General features: G+C 64.6%; 12 protein-coding genes. 9 read left to right on the forward strand and 3 right to left on the reverse strand.

Features of this window, described 5'->3' with window-relative positions:
- Nucleotides 1-232: 232 nt before the first annotated feature.
- Nucleotides 233-3,031, forward strand: coding sequence for a bifunctional [glutamate--ammonia ligase]-adenylyl-L-tyrosine phosphorylase/[glutamate--ammonia-ligase] adenylyltransferase (glnE, locus tag CDV44_RS24830; RefSeq protein WP_249277732.1), 2,799 nt, complete (start codon nucleotides 233-235; stop codon nucleotides 3,029-3,031).
- Between the two features lie 104 nt (nucleotides 3,032-3,135).
- Here glnE and recN read toward each other — a convergent pair whose 3' ends face one another.
- Nucleotides 3,136-4,800 carry a DNA repair protein RecN gene (gene recN / locus CDV44_RS24835; RefSeq protein WP_087691332.1) on the reverse strand — a complete coding sequence of 555 codons (1,665 nt, stop codon included), beginning with the start codon at nucleotides 4,798-4,800 and terminating at the stop codon, nucleotides 3,136-3,138.
- A gap of 196 nt (nucleotides 4,801-4,996) precedes the next feature.
- Complete coding sequence (locus CDV44_RS24840) at nucleotides 4,997-5,941, reverse strand: NAD kinase (protein WP_058375871.1); 945 nt, start codon at nucleotides 5,939-5,941, stop codon at nucleotides 4,997-4,999.
- A 93-nt stretch (nucleotides 5,942-6,034) separates the two neighbouring features.
- On the opposite strand from CDV44_RS24840, the gene hrcA reads away from it, so the two are divergent.
- The 4 genes from hrcA (at nucleotide 6,035) to CDV44_RS24860 (ending at nucleotide 11,487) form a co-directional block, all read left to right on the forward strand.
- Nucleotides 6,035-7,066: a heat-inducible transcriptional repressor HrcA gene (gene hrcA, locus CDV44_RS24845; protein ID WP_058375870.1), complete on the forward strand. Its 1,032-nt coding sequence runs from the start codon at nucleotides 6,035-6,037 to the stop codon at nucleotides 7,064-7,066.
- Between the two features lie 303 nt (nucleotides 7,067-7,369).
- Nucleotides 7,370-9,832: a DUF6600 domain-containing protein gene (locus CDV44_RS24850; protein WP_141118806.1), complete on the forward strand. Its 2,463-nt coding sequence runs from the start codon at nucleotides 7,370-7,372 to the stop codon at nucleotides 9,830-9,832.
- A gap of 99 nt (nucleotides 9,833-9,931) precedes the next feature.
- Nucleotides 9,932-11,089, forward strand: a complete 1,158-nt coding sequence (hemH, locus tag CDV44_RS24855) for a ferrochelatase (protein ID WP_087691334.1) — start codon at nucleotides 9,932-9,934, stop codon at nucleotides 11,087-11,089.
- Nucleotides 11,086-11,487 carry an RNA-binding S4 domain-containing protein gene (locus CDV44_RS24860; RefSeq protein ID WP_087691335.1) on the forward strand — a complete coding sequence of 134 codons (402 nt, stop codon included), beginning with the start codon at nucleotides 11,086-11,088 and terminating at the stop codon, nucleotides 11,485-11,487. Before hemH ends, CDV44_RS24860 begins: the two co-directional genes overlap by 4 nt.
- A gap of 177 nt (nucleotides 11,488-11,664) precedes the next feature.
- Here CDV44_RS24860 and CDV44_RS24865 read toward each other — a convergent pair whose 3' ends face one another.
- Nucleotides 11,665-11,853 carry a hypothetical protein gene (locus tag CDV44_RS24865; RefSeq protein ID WP_306439732.1) on the reverse strand — a complete coding sequence of 63 codons (189 nt, stop codon included), beginning with the start codon at nucleotides 11,851-11,853 and terminating at the stop codon, nucleotides 11,665-11,667.
- Between the two features lie 306 nt (nucleotides 11,854-12,159).
- Here CDV44_RS24865 and grpE point away from each other — a divergent pair, with 306 nt between their 5' ends.
- The 4 genes from grpE (at nucleotide 12,160) to dnaJ (ending at nucleotide 16,652) form a co-directional block, all read left to right on the forward strand.
- The gene (gene grpE, locus CDV44_RS24870; protein WP_058375866.1) at nucleotides 12,160-12,705 is read left to right on the forward strand and encodes a nucleotide exchange factor GrpE; all 546 of its coding nucleotides are present in this window, start codon (nucleotides 12,160-12,162) and stop codon (nucleotides 12,703-12,705) included.
- 234 nt (nucleotides 12,706-12,939) lie between these two features.
- Nucleotides 12,940-13,347, forward strand: a complete 408-nt coding sequence (locus CDV44_RS24875) for a co-chaperone YbbN (protein ID WP_087691524.1) — start codon at nucleotides 12,940-12,942, stop codon at nucleotides 13,345-13,347.
- Between the two features lie 95 nt (nucleotides 13,348-13,442).
- Nucleotides 13,443-15,368: a molecular chaperone DnaK gene (gene dnaK / locus CDV44_RS24880; protein ID WP_087691336.1), complete on the forward strand. Its 1,926-nt coding sequence runs from the start codon at nucleotides 13,443-13,445 to the stop codon at nucleotides 15,366-15,368.
- A 135-nt stretch (nucleotides 15,369-15,503) separates the two neighbouring features.
- Complete coding sequence (dnaJ, locus tag CDV44_RS24885; protein WP_087691337.1) at nucleotides 15,504-16,652, forward strand: molecular chaperone DnaJ; 1,149 nt, start codon at nucleotides 15,504-15,506, stop codon at nucleotides 16,650-16,652.
- Nucleotides 16,653-16,656: the final 4 nt, after the last annotated feature.

Raw genomic sequence — 16,656 nt, forward strand, 5'->3', positions numbered from 1 at the left:
ATCCACAAGGTGCTGCAAAGGGTGTCCGACGCCCCGGTACGCGCGCGTTTCGACATGCGGCCGCATGCCCGCAAAGCCTCGCTGCGCGGGGCTCGCCGTCCGGCTGGGGGTGTGTTTCTGTCTTGCCGACAGACATCGTGTGTCTCCATTCTCATTGCTGACCGGAACCCCGCCAGTGAGTTCACCCGAAATTCAGACTGACATCCAGACTTACTCCCGTTATGCCGCGCGCATGCTGGCGAGCCGCCCTGCGCTGGCCGAAGCGTTGCCTGCGTTGAGTGAGCATCCCGTCGACGCGCGCTGGCTGGCGCGGCGTTTCGAAGCCATTGCGGGTGTGACGCTCACACCGCCCGACCAGCCGTCCGGCGTGAGCGGCATCGACGAAGCTGGTTTGACGCGGGCGCTTCGCGTGTTGCGCGTCGAGGCGTTGTGCGCCGTGATGCAGCGCGACCTCGATGGGCGCGCCGAGTTGGCCGAAGTGACCGGCGCCATGACCGCGCTGGCCGAATTCGCCGTGCAGGCAGGCATCGCCGTGCTGTCGCGCGAGTTGGAAGCGATCCACGGCGTGCCGCGCAATACTGAAGGCGAGCCCCAGACGCTGGGCGTGGTCGGCATGGGCAAGCTGGGCGGGCGCGAGTTGAATGTCTCGTCCGACATCGACCTGATCTTCCTTTATGAAGATGACGGCGACACCACGGCGCCCGATGGCGGCACCACCACCGGGCTGCGGCTGCTGTCCAATCATGAATTTTTCACCAAGCTCGGCCGCAAGCTGATCGGGCTGATTTCGGAACTGACGCCGGACGGTTATGTATTCCGGGTAGATATGCGGCTGCGTCCGAACGGCGATTCGGGACCGCTCGTGTGCAGTCTGCCGATGCTCGAAGAGTATTTCTACGTGCAGGGCCGCGAGTGGGAGCGCTACGCGTGGATCAAGGGCCGTCTCGTGTCCGAGGTGGCGAGTGAGCCGGGCAAGCGAATCGAGCGGCTGCTGTCGGCATTGGTGCAGCCCTTCGTGTTCCGTCGCTATCTCGATTACGGCGTGATCGGGGCCATTCGCGCGTTGCACGAACAGATTCGCCACGAGGCCGAACGCCGCGCGCGCGCCAAGCCCGCCCGCATCAACGACATCAAGTTGGGGCGCGGCGGCATTCGCGAAGTCGAGTTCTCGGCGCAGGTCTTCCAGTTGATTCGCGGCGGGCAGGAGCCGGAGTTGCGGGTGCGCCCGACGCTGGCGGTGCTCGGTGTTGCCGCCCGGCGTGGGTGGCTGGCGCAGAGCGTGGCCGATGCGCTGGCGAATGCGTATCTCTTCCTGCGCAAGCTTGAGCACCGTATTCAGTATCTCGACGACGCGCAGACCCACATCCTGCCCACGCCCGGAGACGACCGTCTCGCGGTGGCGAGGGCGATGGGTTTTCCCGACGAGGCGGCGTTCATGACCGTGCTCGACGAGCATCGCGAGTTTGTCGCGGCGCAGTTCGACGAGATTTTTGCCGACAAGGCCGGCGCCAACGCTCAGAAGGGCGGTTCGGCAGGCGAGGGCGATTGCGAGTGTCCGCCCGAGTTGTGGAGCGAGTGTCTCGCGGATGAAGCGCAGACCGGCGACTTGGGCAACCAACTGACGAAGTTGGGTTTCAGCGATGCCGAAGGCGCGCTGGATCGCTTGCGCGCCGTGTGGACATCGTCACGATACAAGGCGCTCAACGAGACCAGCCGGCGGCGCTTCGATCAACTGGTGCAGCGTGCCGTCGAAGGCGCCTCGGGCACGAAAGAAGCCGACGCCGTGTTGGGCCGGATGCTGGACCTGCTCTCGACCATCAGCCGTCGCAGTTCCTATCTGGCGTTGCTGACCGAGTATCCGCGTGCGCTTGAGCGCGTGGTCAAGGTGCTGGCGGGGTCGCGGTGGGCGGCGGGTTATCTCATCAGCCATCCGCAGTTGCTGGATGAATTGCTCGACGACGAGGCACTGGCGGCACCGTTCGACTGGCCGTCATTCAAGACGCAGTTGTTGCTGAGTCTGAATGCGTCGGGCGCGGTGGGCAATGTCGAAGTGCAGATGGATATCTTGCGGCGTGCGCATCATGCCGAAGTGTTCCGCATTCTGTTGCTCGATTTGCAGGGCACCTTGTCGGTAGAGGTGATTGGCGACAGGTTGTCCGAGTTGGCCGATGTGATCGTAGACGTGACGATTGCGACCGTATGGCCGCACGTGGCGACGCGTCACCGCGAAGTGCCGCGTTTCTCCGTGATTGCGTACGGCAAGCTGGGTGGCAAGGAATTGGGCTACGCGTCCGATCTCGACCTGATTTTCCTGTACGACGACGATGACGATCGCGCGCCGGATGCATACGCGGCACTGGCGCGTCGCTTTGTGACGTGGCTGACCACGCACACGGGCGCGGGCATGTTGTTCGATGTGGACTTGCGGCTGCGCCCCAATGGGTTGTCGGGGCTGTTGGTGACCAACATCGAGAGCTTCCGCCAGTATCAGTTCCGAGAGGGGAATGCGAACACCGCGTGGGTCTGGGAGCATCAGGCGCTGACGCGGGCGAGGTTCTGTGCGGGCGACGATGCGATTGGCGCGACGTTCGAGGACATTCGCAAGCAGGTATTGGCGACACCGCGCGAGGCACTGCCGCTGGCACAAGAGATTGTGGCGATGCGCCGCAAGGTGTTGGAGGGGCATCCGAACCCGACGCAGCTATTCGATCTGAAGCACGACCGTGGCGGCATGGTGGACATTGAATTCACCGTGCAGTATCTGGTCTTGCTGCACTCCGGCGCCCATCCGGCATTGCTGCGTAACGCGGGCAACATCGCGTTGCTGCGCGAGGCGGCACAGTTGGGGCTGATCGATGCGAAGTTGGCAGACGATGCCGCAGCGGCCTACCGGACGTATCGAAAGCGCCAGCACAAACTGCGGCTGGACGGCGTGGAGGCAGCGCGAGTCCCGGCGGTCGATATCGAGACCGAGCGCAGTGCCGTCATGGCATTGTGGGATTCCGTGTTCGCGGACGCCGGGCCGGTTTGATCGCGGCACCGGTGTGAGTTGAACGACAGTGGTGAGAAGGACGCCGGGCGAGCCCCGGCGTTTTTCATTAGGGCGGGGGAACAGCGAGGGCGAGGGGGCTTGGACTAAAGCGCCAGCATCTCCCGGGCGTGCTTGCGGGTCGTCGCGGTGATTTCAACGCCCCCGAGCATGCGCGCGATTTCTTCGACGCGTTCCGTGCGATTGAGCGGTTCGATTTCGCTCATGGTGGAGTCGCCGTCGCTGCGTTTCTTCACGCGCAGGTGTTGATGGCCGAGCGCGGCGACTTGAGGCAGGTGGGTGACGCAGAGCACTTGGCGGCCTTGGCCGAGTTCGCGCAGCAGGCGTCCGACCACCTCGGCGACGGCGCCACCGATCCCTGAATCCACTTCGTCGAAGATCAGTGTGGGCGTGAGGCTCGCGCTACTCGCGATGACTTGCAGCGCGAGGCTGATGCGTGCCAGTTCGCCGCCTGAAGCGACTTTCGCGAGCGGTCGCGTCGGCACACCGGGGTGACCGGCCACGAGAAACTCCACCGTCTCCAGGCCGAACGATTGCGGCTCGGCGGCGAGGGTGATGGCCACATCGAAGCGTCCACCGGGCATCGACAGGTCTTGCATCGCGCGGGTGACTTCGCGCGACAGCGAGGCGGCGGCTTTCGCACGGGCTTTCGACAGCGCTTTGGCGAGTTCGAGATAAGCCGCGTGCGCCGCATCGGTGGCGGCCTGCATCGCCGCCGTATCTTGCGACGCTGTCAGTTCTTCCAGTTGCGCACGTCGCGCCGCGTGTTCGGCGGGCAAGTTCTCAGGCGTCACGCGGAACTTGCGCGCTGCCGAATGCAGTGCGTCGAGACGTTGCTCCACGACAGCCAGCCGTTCCGGATCGAGATCGATGCGCTGCGCGTAGTGCGAAAGCGAATGCACCGCTTCGCGCAGTTGAATCTCGGCGGGTTCCAGTGCGGCGAGCGCGTCGGCGAGCCCGGTGTCGATTTCGGCCAGTTCGCGAATCTGATGCACCACATGCCCGAGCGACGGGACGATGGCCCCGTCCGCTTCGGCCAGCGCATCGAGCGCGCTCTGCACGCCGTTGATCAGGCTCGCGGCGTGAGAGAGGCGGCGATGCTCCGCATTCACCTCATCCCATTCCCCTTCCTGCGGGCCGAGCTTGTCCAGTTCGGCCGTCTGCCATTCCAGACGTTCGCGCTCCAGTTGCAGTTCGCGATCGCGGCCCTGCGCTTCTTCACAGCGCTTGACCAGACGGCGCCATTCCTTATGTGCCGCTGCCGTATCGGCCGCGAGCCCCGTGGCACCCGCGTGCGAGTCCAGCAGGCGGCGCTGCGCGTCCGGGCGGAGCAATTGCTGGTGCGCGTGCTGGCCGTGAATGTCCACCAGCATCTCGCCGAGTTCGCGCAATTGCGTGAGCGTCGCGGGCGTGCCGTTGATGAACGCGCGCGAACGCCCGGTCGTATCCAGCACGCGGCGCAACAGCACGCCGCCGTGTTCCTCCAGCGTGAGCGCTTGCGCTTGCAGCCACGCTTCCAGATCCGGGCGTGCTTCGGCATCCGCCGCAAATTCTGCCGTGATGTCCGCACGCGTCTGGCCCGTGCGCACCATGCTGGCGTCGCCTCGCTCGCCCATGGCCAGCGCGAGCGCATCGATCAGAATCGACTTGCCTGCGCCGGTCTCGCCGGAGAACACCGTAAAGCCGGCGGAGAATTCCAGATCGAGACGATCGACGATCACAAAATCGCGAATCGAGAGACTGCGTAGCATGGGGTATCGGGTGCCTGACGTTCGGACACCGGCCCGGCGGGCCAGCGGGAAGCGTCAATGATAAGGGGACTTTGCGACGAACGGGAGGGCCGGTGTTGAGTCGGTGTTGGACCGGTGTTGGGCTGGCGTTTATGCGGGCCTGCGCTCGGTACGCATAAAAACACACGCCACCGGGTGGGGTGGCGTGTGGGCAGACTCAGTTTTGCGGCGCGTCTTCGTCCGAGATATGTTCGTTCCAGTGCAGCTTGCGGCGCAGCGTCGCGTAATAGTTGTAGCCGACCGGATGCAGGAACGTCACCTGATGCTCCGAGCGGCTCACCAGAATCTTGTCGCCCTGACGCAGTTCCGCAAACGACTGCATGTCGAAATTCGCGCCGACTTCGCGTCCGCCCGTGATCGTGATCACGATGTCGCTGGAGTCCGGCAGCACGATCGGACGGTTCGACAGCGCGTGCGGCGCAATCGGCACCAGCACCACACCGCCGAGACGCGGGTGGAGGATCGGGCCCGACGCCGACAGCGCGTAAGCCGTCGAGCCGGTCGGCGTGGCGACGATCAGGCCGTCCGAGCGCTGCTTGTACATGAAGCGCCCGTCCACATCCACGCGCAGTTCCACCATGCCCGAGATGCCCGAGCGGTTCACCACAACGTCGTTGAACGCGAGCGTCTCGAAAAGCGTCTGCCCGTCGCGGTCGATGCGTGCGGCGAGCAGCGTGCGCTGCTCCGCTTCGAAATGACCTTCGAGCATCGCCGGCACCACCTGACGCATATCGTCGAGCGGAATATCCGTGATGAAACCCACGCGCCCGTGGTTCACGCCGATCAGCGGCACCCCTGAGGCGGCCAGTTGACGGCCGACGCCGAGCATCGTCCCGTCGCCACCCACGACGACGGCGACATCGGTCTGTGTGCCGATCTCCTGAATATCGAGCGTGCCGTACGGGTCGGCACCGGCGCCGATGTTATGCGCCGTATCGCGCTCGAAGACGACGTGATGCCCGCGCTGGGCAATGCATGCCGCGAGCGTGAGCAACGGTTCGGCAACGCCGTCGGCATGGTACTTCCCGACGAGCGCTACGGTCTTGAAAGGGCTCCCTGTTTTCATGCCGCCATTACACCATAAGTCGATGACAGCAACCATCGCGTATGCCGCGCAAAGTCAGGCTGTGCCATTGTGCCGACACGCCTGCGCGCCAAACGCCGCGTGCGTACGTTTCGCGTTACAATTTTTGCCATGCTAGATCAACGTGCGCAGACTCTCCTCAAAACCCTGATCGAACGGTACATCGCCGATGGCCAACCGGTCGGTTCGCGCACGCTTTCCCGTTATTCAGGCCTCGATCTCTCTCCGGCGACCATCCGCAACGTGATGGCCGACCTTGAGGCGCTGGGTTTCGTCGCCAGCCCCCATACGTCTGCCGGTCGAATCCCCACGCCGCGCGCCTACCGCCTCTTCGTCGACACCATGCTCTCCGTGAGCCCGCTCGAAGACGCCGTGCATCGCCTCGCGTCGCAGGTGCAAAATCGCCTGCAACCGGCCGGACCGCAGCAACTGGTGGCGTCTGCCGCGCAGGTGCTGTCCAACCTGTCGCAGTTCGCGGGCGTGGTGCTGACCCCGCGGCGCAGTCAGGTTTTCCGCCAGATCGAATTCCTGCGATTGTCTGAAAAACGCGTGCTGCTCATCATCGTCACCCCCGACGGCGACGTGCAGAACCGCATCATCCTCACCGAAAAAGACTACTCGCCCGCCCAACTGGTCGAAGCCGGCAACTATCTGAACGCCCATTTCGGCGGTCACAGCTTCGACGATGTGCGCGCTTACTTGCGCGGCGAGCTCGATGCACTGCGTTCCGACATGAGTGCGCTGATGCAGGCGGCGGTCGATGCCGGCAGTGACGCCATGGCCGATACCACGCGCGAAGAGAGCGTGCTGATCTCGGGCGAGCGTAACTTGCTCGGTGTCGAAGACTTGTCGTCCAGCATGGAACGGCTGCGCAAGCTGTTCGACGTGTTCGAGTCGAAGACCGGCCTGCTGCAACTGCTCGACGTATCGAGCCGCGCACAGGGCGTGCAGATCTTCATCGGCGGCGAGTCGAGTCTGGTGCCCATCGAAGAGATGACCGTCGTGACCGCGCCGTACGAAGTGGACGGCGAAGTGGTCGGTACGCTGGGCGTGATCGGCCCGACACGCATGGCCTACGAGCGCGTGATTCCCATCGTCGATATCACGGCCAAGCTGCTCTCGAACGCGCTCAGCCAGCATTGAGCCCGAGGCGCCCGAGTGAGGGCGCCCGCGCGATTCCGGTGCCAGCCTGTCTATTGCCGTGTCTTCACCTGTCTTCACCTGTCGTCGCGCCGAATTCGCGTTACAAACCCGTAGCATTCATTTACACGCTGTCACAAGCGGCAGGCTTACGCTCAAGGTGTCACTTACGGCGGGGTGAATGGGCTGGTTGACTCGCCGAAGGATTCGGACAGAACAACAAGGCGGCACGCGGCACACGCTACGCATGCGGGTCCGCCGGAAGGGCCGGGAGTCGGTATGAAACCCCTGAATTCATGGCGGACCGTGGTTCGCTTAGTTGGCGCCGGGCTGATGTTCGGCGCCATCGGTGCGCTGGTCGCCCCCGCGCTGGCACAAGCCCAGAGCGCCGACCCGCCCGGACGCGTGGCGCGGCTCGGCGAGTTCGACGGCACCGTGACCTACGCGCCCGCCGGTACCACCGACTGGCGTTATGCCGACCGCAACCGGCCGCTCACCACCGGCGACGCCGTCTGGGTCGACCGCAACAGCCGCGCCGAAATGCATGTCGGTGGCACGGCAGTGCGCATCGGTGCCTCCACCAGCGTCACGTTGTCGGCCGTGACCGACCAGAATGTGCAACTGAACGTAACGCAAGGCACCGTCGGCTTGCGTCTGCGCAGCTACGATCCCAACCAGCCTTACGAAATCGATACCCCCAATCTCGCCTTCGTGCCGCAGCAGGCGGGCGAGTACCGCATCGACGTCGACCCGAATGGCGTGACCACCGTCAGCGTGTGGCAAGGCGCGGGCACCGTGTACGGACAAGGCGCGTCGGTGCCGCTGCGTCAGGGGCAGCGCGTCGCCTTCACCGGGCAGAACCTTGTGCAGCAACCGACCGGGCCGTTGGCCGCCGACGCGTTCGATCAATGGGTGCGCGAGCGCGATGCTCGCGAAGACGCGTCCGTCTCCGCCCGCTATGTGCCGCGCGACATGACGGGCTTTGAGAGCCTCGACGATTACGGATCGTGGCAAGACACGCCGACCTATGGCGCCGTGTGGGTGCCGTCGAGCGTGCCGTCCGGCTGGGCGCCGTACCGCACGGGGCACTGGGTCTGGGTCGATCCGTGGGGCTGGACGTGGGTGGACGAAGCGCCGTGGGGCTTCGCACCTTATCACTATGGCCGCTGGGCGTACGTCGATACGCGCTGGTGCTGGGTGCCGGGGCCGGTGGCCGTGCGTCCGGTGTATGCACCGGCACTCGTCGGCTGGGTCGGCGGCAGCAGCGGCGGCAACCAGTGGGGCGTGGCGTTTGCTGCGGGCGGCGTCGGACTGGCATGGTTCGCACTCGGACCGCACGACCCGTATCGCCCGGCGTATCACGCCAGTTCGTCGTACGTCACCAACATCAATCGTTCGACGGTGATCAGTACGACCAACATCAACAACATCAATAACGTCCACAACGTTACGAATATCAATAACATCTATGTGAACCGCAACGTGCGCGGTGCCGTGTCGACCATGCCCGCACAAGCCTTCGTGCAGGGCCGCCCGGTCGGTGCGCCGACGGCGTTGGCGGCGCCGCGTGCCGGTCAGAACTGGCGAGTGGGCAACACACCGGGCGTTGCGCCGGTGCAGCAGAGTCTGGTGGGCAACAGCCGCCCGGCCGCCGGGGTGCCGCCGATGGCCGCATTCAACCGCCCGGTGCTGGCTACGCGCGCGCCGGTGACGCGTCCGATGGCATCGCGTGAACTGACGAGCAACCTGCATGCCGTGCCCAATGCCGGCGGCACGCCGCTGGCGTTCACACCGAATAACCGTCCGGGCGCTGCTGCGCCGCAAGCGCACGTTCAGCCGCGCGTGACCGTGGTCGGGACGCGTGGGCCAGTGGGCGCGCCGATCGGGCAGAACGGTCCTAACGGTGCTAATGGTCCGAACGGTGCGCAACCCGCGCTGAACCATACCGGTGCGCTGCCTGCCACTGGTGCCGTGCCGGCGATGCATGGCGCGCCGGGTGTGCCGGGACAGCCCGGAGTGCCGGGCCAACCGGGCGTACCGGGCCAACCCGGCGTACCGGGTGTCCCCGGTCAGCCGGGCGTGCCGAATCGCGCGGGCGAACCCGGTGTGCCGCATCCGCCCGGTGTAACGGGTCAGATGGGGCAGCCGGGCCGTCCGGAACAGCCCACGGTGCGTGGCGAAGTGAATGGACAGCCGGGGCAACCGGGGCAGCGCGGACAGCAGGCACAACCGGTGCAGCCGGGCCAGCCGGGACATGACGCGGCACAGCGCGACATGCAGATGCACCGTCAGAATCCGACAGCGCCGACAGCGCCGACAGCACCGGCCGCCCAGCCGCAGCGTCCGGAACCCAATGACGCCGAGGCAGCGCGTCGCCCGCAGCAGTATCAGTCGCGTCCGCAGGCCCAGCGTCCGGAACCGCAGCCGTTCCAGCAACCGGCGCAGCCGCAGCCTCGCGTGCAGCCGCAGGCGCCGCAAGCACCGCAGGAGCACGTGCAGCCGCAACCGCGTCCGCAACCGCAACCGCAACCGCAGGAGCACCCGCAGGCCGCACCGCGTCCGCAGCCTCAGGAACGTCCGCAGCCCCAAGAGCGCCCGCAACCTCAGGAACGTCCGCAACCGGCCCCGCGCCCGCAGCCGCAGGAGCATCCGCAGCCAAAACCTGCTCCGAAGGAAAACAAACCCGAGGCGCACGCGCCGGCGCATGAAGGCCAGCACCCGTCGGCCGAACATCGTCCGGCCCACGAAGACGACCATCAGCACGGCTGATCCGGTGCAGGTCCCGCCGCCGTCCCGCATGACCGGGGACGGCGGCTGGCGCCTGTTGCCGCACCGGATTTCGTCCCGGTTTGCGGTAAAGTACGCCTCATGCGCTTCGATCCCGAACCTATTTCGCATGGCCAGTCCGGCAAGACCGCCGTTCTGCTGATCAACCTCGGCACCCCCGACGAGCCGCGTCCGGCGGCCGTGCGCCGATACCTGCGCGAGTTTTTGTCTGACCCGCGCGTGGTGGAAATTCCCCCGCTCATCTGGCAGCCGCTGCTGCGTCTCGTGATCCTGCCGTTCCGCTCGCGCCAGTCGGCGCAGAAGTACGCCACGGTCTGGACGCGCGAGGGCTCGCCGCTCAAGGTCAACACCGAGCACCAGACCACCGCGCTGCGCAATCTGCTGCACGCGAACGATTACGACGTGATCGTCGACTACGCCATGCGGTACGGCAATCCGTCGATTCCGGACCGTATTCGCGCGCTGCGTCAGAACGGCGTCGAGCGCATTTTGCTGCTGCCGCTGTATCCGCAGTATTCGAGCAGCACGACGGCGACGGCCACCGACGCGGTGTACCGCGTGCTGGCACGCCTGCGCAACCAGCCCGACGTGCGCACGGTGCGCGACTATCACGACCATCCCGCCTATATCGAGGCACTGCGCCAGCAAGTGGAAGGCTACTGGCAGCAGCACGGACGCCCTGACTTCGCCGCCGGCGAGCGTCTGCTGCTGAGTTTTCACGGCGTGCCGCGCCGCACGCTCGATCTGGGCGACCCGTACCACGATCAGTGTGTGAAGACCGCGCGCCTGCTGGCGGCGGCGCTCGGACTCGACGAGACCACCTGCCGTCTCACGTTCCAGTCGCGCTTTGGCAAGGCCGAATGGCTTCAGCCGTACACGGCGCCGACGCTCGAAGAGCTGGGCCGTGGCGGCACGCCGCGCGTGGACGTGTTCTGCCCGGGCTTCACGTCCGACTGTCTCGAAACGCTGGAAGAAATCAATATGGAAGGCCGCCACATCTACGAGGCGGCGGGCGGCAAGGCATTCCACTTCATTCCCTGCCTGAACGGCGCGAGCGCATGGATTACGGCGCTTGGCGAGATTGCCGCGCGCAATCTGCAAGGCTGGCCGGTGCTGTCCCCTGAAGGGCAGGCGGACGCCGCCGTTGCCGCTGCCGCGTCCACACGGGCGCGTCAGGTCGCGGCCGTGGCGGCATTCGACGAAGCGAATGCGGCGGCCAACCCCGGAGCGCGCGCATGACGGTGAAGGTCGACGATTCTGCCCACGCCGCCACGCGTATCGACAAATGGCTGTGGGCGGCACGCTTCTTCAAGACCCGTTCGCTCGCCACGCAGGCGGTGGATCGCGGTCGCGTGCTGTGCAACGAAGGGCGCGTGAAACCGGCGCGCGACGTGCGTCCCGGTGACATCCTGTCGGTCGATAACGGCAGCACGCGTTGGGAGGTCCGTATCAAGGCGATTGCCGAGGTACGCGGCTCCGCGCCCATCGCCCAGTCGCTCTACGAGGAAACCGAAGCCAGTATTCGTGCGCGTGCTGAAGAAAGTGAGCGCCGGCAACTGTTTCAGGAGCCTGCGGCGCAGATGCACGGCCGCCCGACCAAGCGTGACCGCCGCCGCATCGGCGGATTGGGCGACTGATCCGTTTCCGTGTTTTCGATGCCCGAATGAACGCCGCCGCCGGCGAAATGCGCGGCGGCGGACGAGAGGGAGCGGAAATGAACCAGGGCAGTCGGGAAAACGGTAAGACGGTGAGACAGGCAAGTCCGGAAAATCGACGGCTAACGGGGCGTCCAGCGTGGTCCGGTCAGACTGAGATCAACGAGTGGGCAATCCGTTCGAAGACTGATGGGCTGGCACGCCCGGCATGTCGACATAGTGGTTCAGCACCGCGCGCACGCCACCATATTCGGTGTCGCGCCGGGTGACTGCACCGGACAGGCAGATCGTAATCGTTACCATCGTCACCAACGCAAGGATGAAGACGACAGCCAGTGGCAGCTTCATGATGCGCTCCTAACGCTACATAACGCTCAACGGGACGGGGGGTGTCCGGCGAGCGGCCGGGTCCAGAAATCGGCACAAATTCTGACTGGACCGTAATTCATGTTAGGTCGCAGCAACGGCCGATACAATAGAGGACTCGTAACGCGTGTAACCGGATATTTTTCGGCACGCCGCGCGCACCGACACGGGGCACAGAATGCCCGCCCACTCTTGAAATCGGTGTGAACGCCCCTACTATCCAAAGGGATTTGAACCGGTGGCGCATCGTCGTGGTGCGCTGCAAGAACCTTTTGACGACTCATTCTCATGACTGAACAGCAAAACACTCCCGACCAGCCGATTCCGTCCCAGGCCGACGCGGCCCCGACCGATGCTGCCGGCGCGACCGACGCGCTGCCCTCGGTCGAGGCACTGCTGCTTGCCGCACAGGCCGAAGCGGCCGATCTGCGCGACCAGCTCCTGCGCGCGCGCGCCGAGACCGAGAACATCCGCCGCCGGTCGCAGGAAGACGTGACCAAGGCCCACAAGTTTGCCGTGGAATCCTTCGCCGAGAACCTCCTGCCGGTGATCGACAGTCTGGAGGCCGCTGCCGCAGACACCAGCGGCGACGTGACCAAGCTGCAAGAAGGCGTGCAACTGACGCTGCGCCAGTTGCTGGCGGCGCTGGAGCGCGGCCGGGTCAGCGTGATCGACCCGGCAGGCGCCAAGTTCGACCCGCATCAGCATCAGGCCATCTCGATGGTGCCGGCCGATCAGGAGCCGAACACCGTCGTGCAAGTGCTCCAGAAGGGTTACCTGATTTCCGAGCGCGTGCTGCGCCCGGCGCTGGTGACCGTGGCCGCCGCCAAGTAATGCGGGCGGCAAGCAGTAAGCAGGACTGCAATTAACCGGAAAGCTGCTCAAAAAACGAGCAGCACCGGCAGGAAGGCATCCAGAATGACCGAGCTTGTCATGACATCATGGCAAGCTTTGGTTTTTTCAGGATGCGCGGTACGGCGCGGGCATGGCAACACGGTGCCCGTAGACGATCAGCGGATCAGCGGCAAATTCGGCAACAACGACATCATGGCAAGCGATCTTACGGGCATGCGCGGCGTAGACGGCACGGCTTTCGAGGCATTCTCGATGCGCGAGCTGACGGCGGCGACGTTCGACGAGGGCTTGCTGGCGGCGGGCGACGGACTCGCCGTGGTGTTTTTCTGGGGCGTCGACTGCTTTAACTGCGAAGTCGCCAAGAAAACCATGCTGTCGCAGCGTGAGGCCATCGAAGCGCTGGATTTGCGCTGGTTTCACGCCAATGTGTATGCCGATATGGCGCTGGGCCGGCGTTTCGCGCTGCACGGGGTGCCGACGTTTTTCTTCTTCCATCACGGTAAGAAACTGGGCCGGGCGACCGGCTGGCAGGGCTTGCCCCAGTTCCGGCTGGCGGTAGCTGCCGCCCGCGAGAAGATCGCGGCGGCCGGGGGCAAAACCGGACCGCAAGAAGGGTCTTGAAAAGCACCGCGCGGCACCCATATGTCGTGCAGATCAATGAATTGAACGGGCCACAGGCCTGACGGAAAGACGCAAAGGACGCTAGGAGAAATTTTATGGGCAAGATTATCGGTATCGACTTGGGCACCACGAACTCGTGCGTGGCCGTGATGGAAGGCAATCAGGTCAAGATCATTGAAAACGCGGAAGGTGCTCGCACCACGCCGTCGATCATCGCCTATGTCGAAGACGGCGAGATTCTGGTCGGCGCGCCGGCCAAGCGTCAGGCAGTGACCAACCCGCGTAACACGCTGTACGCGGTGAAGCGCCTGATTGGCCGCCGTTTCGAAGAAAAAGAAGTGCAGAAGGACATCGGCCTGATGCCCTACAAGATCGTCAAGGCCGACAACGGCGATGCATGGGTGGAAGCGCGCGACCAGAAACTGGCCCCGCCGCAAGTTTCCGCCGAAGTGCTGCGCAAGATGAAGAAGACCGCCGAAGACTATCTGGGCGAGCCGGTCACGGAAGCCGTGATCACGGTGCCGGCGTACTTCAACGACAGCCAGCGCCAGGCCACCAAGGACGCAGGCCGCATCGCCGGTCTGGAAGTCAAGCGCATCATCAACGAGCCGACCGCCGCCGCACTGGCTTTCGGTCTGGACAAGAAAGAAGGCGGCGACCGCAAGATTGCCGTGTATGACCTGGGTGGCGGCACGTTCGACATCTCGATCATCGAAATTGCCGACGTGGACGGCGAGCACCAGTTCGAAGTGCTGTCGACCAACGGCGACACGTTCCTGGGCGGCGAAGACTTCGACCAACGCATCATCGACTACATCATCGGCGAGTTCAAGAAAGAACAAGGCGTCGATCTGTCGAAGGACGTGCTGGCGCTGCAACGCCTGAAGGAAGCCGCTGAAAAGGCCAAGATCGAACTGTCGTCGGCCCAGCAGACCGAAATCAACCTGCCGTATATCACGGCTGACGCCTCGGGTCCGAAGCACTTGAACCTGAAGATCACGCGCGCCAAGCTCGAAGCGCTGGTCGAAGAGCTGATCGAACGCACGATCGAGCCCTGCCGTCTGGCCATCAAGGATGCCGGCGTGAAGGTGAGCGACATCGACGACGTGATTCTGGTCGGTGGTATGACCCGTATGCCGAAGGTGCAGGACAAGGTGAAGGAGTTCTTCGGCAAGGAACCGCGCAAGGACGTGAACCCGGACGAAGCCGTGGCCGCAGGTGCCTCGATTCAAGGTTCGGTGCTCTCGGGCGATCGCAAGGACGTGCTGCTGCTCGACGTGACCCCGCTGTCGCTGGGTATCGAAACGCTGGGCGGCGTGATGACCAAGATGATCACGAAGAACACCACGATCCCGACGAAGCACTCGCAAGTGTTCTCGACGGCTGACGACAATCAGCCGGCCGTGACGATCAAGGTGTATCAGGGTGAGCGCGAGATGGCCGCCGGCAACAAGTCGCTGGGCGAGTTCAACCTCGAAGGCATTCCGCCGGCCGCCCGTGGCACGCCGCAGATCGAAGTGACTTTCGACATCGACGCCAACGGCATTCTGCACGTGGGCGCCAAGGACAAGGCCACCGGCAAGGAAAACAAGATCGTCATCAAGGCGAACTCGGGTCTGTCGGACGCCGAGATCGAGAAGATGGTCAAGGACGCCGAGCTGAACGCCGAAGAAGACAAGAAGGCCCGCGAACTGGCGGACTCCCGTAACCAGGGCGACGCGCTGGTGCACAGCACCCGCAAGGCGCTGACCGAGTACGGCGACAAGATCGAGGCTTCGGAAAAAGAAGCGATCGAGTCGGCCATCACGGCACTCGAAGGCGCACTGCGTGGTTCGGACAAGGCAGATATCGATGCCAAGGTCGAAGCGCTGGGTACCGCGAGCCAGAAGCTCGGCGAAAAGATGTACGCCGACATGCAGGCTCAGGCAGGCGCCGCAGGTGCTGCCGGTGCCGAGCAAGGCAAGCCGCATGACGACAACGTGGTTGACGCCGAAGTGAAGGAAGTCAACGACAAGAAGTAAAGCGTGCATGGCGCGCGGCACAGGCAGGAGTCTGCCGGTGTCGTGCGTATGGGCCGGGTATCGAAGTTCTCCGTACGGAGAATCTCGACCCGGCTTTTTGCCTGATGGCGACATGCGCCAACATTGGAAAGAGTTATGGCCAAACGTGATTACTACGAAGTCCTTGGCGTCGCCAAGAACGCCGACGGCGACGAAATCAAGAAGGCATATCGCAAGCTGGCGATGAAGTACCATCCGGACCGCAATCCGGACAGCAAGGACGCCGAAGAGAAGTTCAAGGAAGTCAAAGAGGCCTACGAGATGCTCTCCGAGCCGGAGAAGCGCGCAGCGTACGACCAGTACGGTCACGCAGGCGTCGACCCGAATATGGGCGGCTTCGGCGGTGCAGGCGGTCAGGGCTACGGTGGCTTCGCCGATGCGTTCGGCGACATCTTCGGCGACATCTTCGGTCAGGGCGGCCCCGGTGGCGGCCGTGGCGGTGGCCGCGGCGGTCCGCAGGTGTATCGCGGTGCCGACCTGCGCTACAACATGGAAATTACGCTGGAGCAGGCCGCCAACGGTTTCGACACGCAGATTCGCGTGCCGAGCTGGGAAGAGTGCGAAGTCTGCCACGGCAACGGCGCCAAGCCGGGCACCAAGCCCGAAACCTGCCCGACCTGTAACGGCTCGGGTTCGGTGCGCATGTCGCAAGGTTTCTTCAGCATTCAGCAGACCTGCCCGAAGTGCCACGGCACGGGTTCGTACATTCCTGAGCCCTGCACCAACTGCCACGGCTCGGGCAAGCTCAAGAAGACCAAGACGCTGGAAATCAAGATTCCGGCGGGTATCGAAGACGGCATGCGCATTCGCTCATCGGGCAACGGTGAGCCGGGTGTGAACGGCGGTCCTGCGGGCGACCTGTATGTGGAAATCCACATCAAGGCGCACAACGTGTTCGAGCGCGACGGCGACGATCTGCACTGCCAGATGCCGATTTCGTACGCGACGGCAGCACTGGGCGGCGACATCGACGCCCCGACGCTGCACGGCAAAGCTACCTTCGAAGTGCCCGAAGGCACGCAGACGGGCAAGACGTTCCGCCTGCGCGGCAAGGGCATCAAGGGGCTGCGCGCGAGCTATCCGGGCGATCTGTACGTGCATGTGCAGGTGGAAACGCCGGTCAAGCTCGACGACAAGCAGAAGCAGATGCTGCGCGACTTCGACGCTTCGCTCAAGGAAGGCGGTGCACGTCACAGCCCGCAGACCAAGGGCTGGTTCGACCGTGTGAAGCAGTTCTTCGAGTAATTTC

The organism is Pandoraea sp. PE-S2R-1 (assembly GCF_002179865.1).
Classification (GTDB): domain Bacteria; phylum Pseudomonadota; class Gammaproteobacteria; order Burkholderiales; family Burkholderiaceae; genus Pandoraea.

What these genes read in the sequence shown, in the direction of transcription:
- glnE (WP_249277732.1), top strand. Translation starts at nt 233, where the DNA reads ATGCTGGCGAGCCGCCCTGCGCTGGCCGAAGCGTTGCCTGCGTTGAGT.
- recN (WP_087691332.1), bottom strand. Translation starts at nt 4,800, where the DNA reads ATGCTACGCAGTCTCTCGATTCGCGATTTTGTGATCGTCGATCGTCTC.
- CDV44_RS24840 (WP_058375871.1), bottom strand. Translation starts at nt 5,941, where the DNA reads ATGGTTGCTGTCATCGACTTATGGTGTAATGGCGGCATGAAAACAGGG.
- hrcA (WP_058375870.1), top strand. Translation starts at nt 6,035, where the DNA reads ATGCTAGATCAACGTGCGCAGACTCTCCTCAAAACCCTGATCGAACGG.
- hemH (WP_087691334.1), top strand. Translation starts at nt 9,932, where the DNA reads ATGCGCTTCGATCCCGAACCTATTTCGCATGGCCAGTCCGGCAAGACC.
- CDV44_RS24860 (WP_087691335.1), top strand. Translation starts at nt 11,086, where the DNA reads ATGACGGTGAAGGTCGACGATTCTGCCCACGCCGCCACGCGTATCGAC.
- CDV44_RS24865 (WP_306439732.1), bottom strand. Translation starts at nt 11,853, where the DNA reads ATGAAGCTGCCACTGGCTGTCGTCTTCATCCTTGCGTTGGTGACGATG.
- grpE (WP_058375866.1), top strand. Translation starts at nt 12,160, where the DNA reads ATGACTGAACAGCAAAACACTCCCGACCAGCCGATTCCGTCCCAGGCC.
- CDV44_RS24875 (WP_087691524.1), top strand. Translation starts at nt 12,940, where the DNA reads ATGCGCGGCGTAGACGGCACGGCTTTCGAGGCATTCTCGATGCGCGAG.
- dnaK (WP_087691336.1), top strand. Translation starts at nt 13,443, where the DNA reads ATGGGCAAGATTATCGGTATCGACTTGGGCACCACGAACTCGTGCGTG.
- dnaJ (WP_087691337.1), top strand. Translation starts at nt 15,504, where the DNA reads ATGGCCAAACGTGATTACTACGAAGTCCTTGGCGTCGCCAAGAACGCC.